The organism is Mesorhizobium sp. B2-7-1 (assembly GCF_006440735.1).
GTDB lineage: Bacteria > Pseudomonadota > Alphaproteobacteria > Rhizobiales > Rhizobiaceae > Mesorhizobium.
This window is the reverse complement of the sequence record NZ_VFUA01000194.1, coordinates 1-4,274: the sequence shown is the minus strand read 5'-3', so window position 1 is coordinate 4,274 and position 4,274 is coordinate 1. Positions and strand designations below refer to the sequence as shown.

General features: G+C 64.9%; 5 protein-coding genes. All 5 read right to left on the bottom strand.

Features of this window, described 5'->3' with window-relative positions:
• The coding region (locus FJ471_RS34170) for an FAD-dependent oxidoreductase (RefSeq protein WP_140811192.1) at positions 1 to 476 on the bottom strand (476 nt) is incomplete at its 3' end.
• Positions 477 to 504: 28 nt separating this feature from the next.
• Positions 505 to 1,143, bottom strand: coding sequence for an SGNH/GDSL hydrolase family protein (locus FJ471_RS34165; protein WP_140811190.1), 639 nt, complete (start codon positions 1,141 to 1,143; stop codon positions 505 to 507).
• Positions 1,140 to 1,565, bottom strand: a complete 426-nt coding sequence (locus FJ471_RS34160; protein WP_140811188.1) for a hypothetical protein — start codon at positions 1,563 to 1,565, stop codon at positions 1,140 to 1,142. Before FJ471_RS34160 ends, FJ471_RS34165 begins: the two co-directional genes overlap by 4 nt.
• A 13-nt stretch (positions 1,566 to 1,578) precedes the next feature.
• Complete coding sequence (locus FJ471_RS34155) at positions 1,579 to 2,955, bottom strand: pyruvate dehydrogenase complex dihydrolipoamide acetyltransferase (protein WP_140811186.1); 1,377 nt, start codon at positions 2,953 to 2,955, stop codon at positions 1,579 to 1,581.
• Positions 2,956 to 2,973: 18 nt separating this feature from the next.
• Positions 2,974 to 4,274, bottom strand: a 1,301-nt coding sequence (locus FJ471_RS34150) for a pyruvate dehydrogenase complex E1 component subunit beta (RefSeq protein WP_140811184.1), incomplete at its 5' end; no start/stop codon positions are given.

Genomic DNA, 4,274 nt, shown 5'->3' with positions numbered 1-4,274 from the left:
GTCGCGAGAATGATGTGCTTGGCGGTATAGGTGCCCTCGCCCTTGACGCCTTTCGGCACCGGCGGCTGCGGTTCCATCGGCTTCTTCGCGGTCTTCGAAACGACGACTTCACCGGGTTTCGAAAGCTTCGCCTCGCCCCAGATGACGTCGACCTTGTTCTTCTTCATCAGGAAGCCGACGCCGGTGTTCAGCCTGAGCGACACTTTTCGCGAACGGTCGACCACGGCTGATGTATCGGGGCTGACCTTACCGCCCTCGAGCTTCAGGCCGTAGTCCTTGAGATGGTCGGAATAATGCATGATCTCGGCCGAGCGTAGCAGCGCCTTGGTGGGGATACAGCCCCAGTTGAGGCAGATGCCGCCCAGATGCTCGCGCTCGACGATCGCCGTCTTGAAGCCAAGCTGGGCGGAGCGCACCGCCGTGACATAGCCGCCGGGGCCTGAGCCGATGATGATGACGTCGTAGGATTCAGCCACGGGGTTTTCTCCCTGATCTTTCTAAGGGTTAGAGTGAGAGCATGACACGCACGAGCGGCGCCAGAGCGTGGCCGATCCGCCGCGTGTTTTCAGCATCGAGATGGACGCCGTCGAGCGGCGTGGTGGTTGCGACGGTGCCGGCGTCGAAGAAGCCGCAGCCGGCCTCGTCGGCAAGCGCAGAATATTGCGGCGCCAGCCGCCTGGAGGCGTCGTCGCCGCCAGCGAACATTTCCTTGAATTCGGCATTGTCGGTGCGCGAGACGGCGGGCGGCGCGACGATGAGAATCTGCGGCGCGTCCCAATCGAACGGATAGTCGTGGCCGCGCACGATATCGATCAGGCGCTGCACGCCCTGCTTGGCGGCGACCGGATTGCCGTGGATCCATGGCTTCATGTCGTTTGAGCCGAGCATGACGATGACGAGATCGAGCGGCGCGTGGCTGGTCAGGATCGTCGGCAGGACGCGGGCGCCATTGCGGTCGGCGCCGGCCAGATGATCGTCGAACGCCGTGGTGCGGCCGTTGAGGCCTTCGGCGATGACCTCGACGTCGCCGCCGAGCTCGGCCCGAAGCACGCTCGGCCAGCGGTCTGCCAGCGCATGGCGGCCAAGGCTGGCGGCGTCATAGCCCCAGGTCAGGGAGTCGCCGTAGCACAGAATTGTCTTCACGCCTTCGCCCCGCTTCTACCAAAACCTGTCCTGACAGGCCCCACCCGCCAGCGCACGAAGAGCCACTGCACGATGATCGTAACGATACCCGGCAGTATCAGTCCGGCCATCATCGGCACGTCGCGCCTTACCACGTCTGCGCTGGCATCCGTATAGGGTACCAGGCCGACCAGCAGGATCAGCAACATGGCGAACACGATCAGCGACCATTTTCCCACCTTGGCGACGGCCATGGCCGGATCGGCCATGAACTGCGCCATGAAGAAGACGGCGGTGACGACGAGGGTTACCAACATCGAGACCATGAAAACGACGATGTATTCTTCCTCGGCCCCGGTGGCGACGGCGAGTTCCTGAGCCACCAGGCCGCCGGCGAAGCTGGAAAGGACGAAGGCGAAAAGGCTGGTGAAGAACTTCCGCACCGCCTTTTCCTTCTTACACCAGCATGCCCATCGGGTTCTCGATCATGCGCTTGAAGGCGCCGAGCAGCTCCGCGCCAAGCGCGCCATCGACCGCGCGATGGTCGGTCGAGAGCGTCACCGACATCACCGTCGCTATCTTGATCTCGCCCTTCTTCACCACCGCCCGCTCCTCGCCGGCGCCGACCGCCAGGATCGTCGCATGCGGCGGGTTGATGACGGCGGCAAAGTCCTTGATGCCGAACATGCCGAGGTTAGACACCGCCGTCGTGCCGCCCTGATACTCCTCGGGCTTCAGCTTGCGGCTCCTGGCGCGGCTGGCCAGGTCCTTCATCTCGTTGGAGATGACCGACAGCGTCTTTTCATCCGCATGCCGGATGATCGGCGTGATCAGGCCGCCGGGGATCGACACGGCAACCCCGACATCGGCGTGCTTGTGCTTGACCATGGCGCTGTCCGTCCAGGAGGCGTTGGCGTCCGGCACCGCCATCAGCGCCATGGCCATCGCCTTGATCACCATGTCGTTGACCGAGAGCTTGTAGGCCGGGGCCTCGCCCTTATCGGTCTTCCTCATCGGGGCTGCGGCATTCAACTGCGTGCGCAGCGCCAAGAGCGCATCGAGCTCGCAATCCAGCGTCAGATAGAAATGCGGGATGGTGGACTTCGCCTCGACCAGGCGGCGCGCGATGGTCTTGCGCATGTTGTCGTGCGGCACGAGCTCGTATGAGCCTTCGGCGAACAGCTTCAGCACCTGGTCGTCCGACATCGGCTTGGGCGCAGGGGCCGGAGCGGACGGGGCGCCCGCAGGCGCCTTCGCCGTCGGCGCGGCCTTGGCGCCGCCGGAAGCGATCGCCGCCTCGACGTCGACCTTCACCACGCGGCCATGCGGGCCGGAACCGGTCAATGCCGTCACGTCGACGCCGGCATCCTTGGCGATTCGGCGGGCCAAGGGCGATGCAAAGACGCGATCGCCGGCGGCGTGGCCGTTGGCGACGGGAGCGGACTCGGCCTTCGCCGGCGCGGGCGCCGCGGCGGCTGCAGCCGGCTTGGGGGCTTCCTTGGGCACTTCGGCCTTCGGGGCATCCGCTTTCGGCGCCTCTGCCTTGGGAGCCGCGCCGCCACCGCTCTTGGCCGCGGCGCCGGTATCCTCGCCCTCGCCGGCCAGGATGGCGATCAGCGCGTTGACCTTGACGCCTTCGGTGCCGGCCGGAACCACCAGCTTGGCGACGGTGCCTTCATCGACAGCTTCGACTTCCATCGTCGCCTTGTCTGTCTCGATCTCGGCGATCACGTCGCCGGGCGAAACCTTGTCGCCTTCCTTGACCAGCCATTTTGACAGATTGCCCTCTTCCATCGTCGGAGAGAGCGCCGGCATGGTGATGTTAATTGGCATGTTGTCCTCCCGACCGGCTCAGCGATAAGTGACGGCTTTGACAGCCTCGACGACTTCGCCGACGTTTGGCAGCGCCAGTTTCTCGAGGTTCGCCGCGTAAGGCATCGGCACGTCCTTGCCGGCAATAGTGATCACCGGCGCATCGAGGAAGTCGAAGGCGCGCTGCGAGACCTGGTTGGCGATGTGGTCGCCAACCGAGTTCTGCGGAAAACCCTCTTCCACCACCACGAGACGGTTGGTCTTCTTCACCGAGGCGATGATGGTGTCGAAGTCGAGCGGCCGGATGGTCCTGAGATCGATGATCTCGGCATCGATGCCCATGCCGCGCAGCTCGGCCTCTGCCTTGATCGCATAGGTCATGCCGATGCCGAAGGAGACGAGTGTGACGTCCCTGCCCTGCTTGTGGATACGCGCCTTGCCGATCGGCAGCACGAAATCGTCGAGCTTCGGCACGTCGAAGGAATGGCCGTAGAGGATCTCGTTCTCGAGGAAGATGACCGGGTTCGGGTCTCTGATCGCCGCCTTGAGCAGGCCCTTGGCGTCGGCAGCCGTATAAGGCATCACAACCTTCAGGCCGGGGACATGGCTGTACCAGGCGGCATAGCACTGCGAGTGCTGGGCAGCGACACGGGCGGCGGCGCCGTTCGGGCCGCGGAACACGATCGGAGCGCCCATCTGGCCGCCGGACATATAGAGCGTCTTGGCGGCCGAGTTGATGATCTGGTCGATTGCCTGCATGGCGAAGTTGAAAGTCATGAACTCGACGATCGGCTTCAGCCCGGCCATCGCGGCGCCGACGCCGACGCCGGCAAAGCCGTGCTCGGTGATCGGCGTGTCGACCACGCGCCGCGGCCCGAATTCCTGCAGCAACCCTTGAGTGATCTTGTAGGCGCCCTGGTACTCGGCGACCTCCTCGCCCATGACGAAGACGTCGCCGTCGCGGCGCATTTCCTCGGCCATGGCGTCACGGAGCGCTTCGCGCACCGTGGTGGAAACCATCTCGGTGCCGGCGGGAATGTCCGGATCCGCGGCGACCTCCGTCTTCGGCGCGGCAGCGACAGGAGCGGCAGCCTCGCTCTTGGCCGCGGCGGGCGCCGGGGCTGGCGCTGCGCTCTCAGTCTTAGGCTCTTCTTCGCCGATGCCTTCGCCGGCCTTGTCGACGTCTTCACCATCGACGGCAAGCACGGCGATCACAGCATTGACCTTGACGCCTTCGGTGCCGGCGGGAACCACGATCTTGGCGAGCGTGCCTTCATCGACAGCTTCGACTTCCATCGTCGCCTTGTCTGTCTCGATCTCGGCGATCACGTCGCCGGGCG

Coding starts and splice junctions, on each gene's coding strand:
- FJ471_RS34155 (WP_140811186.1), bottom strand. CDS start 2,955: ATGCCAATTAACATCACCATGCCGGCGCTCTCTCCGACGATGGAAGAG.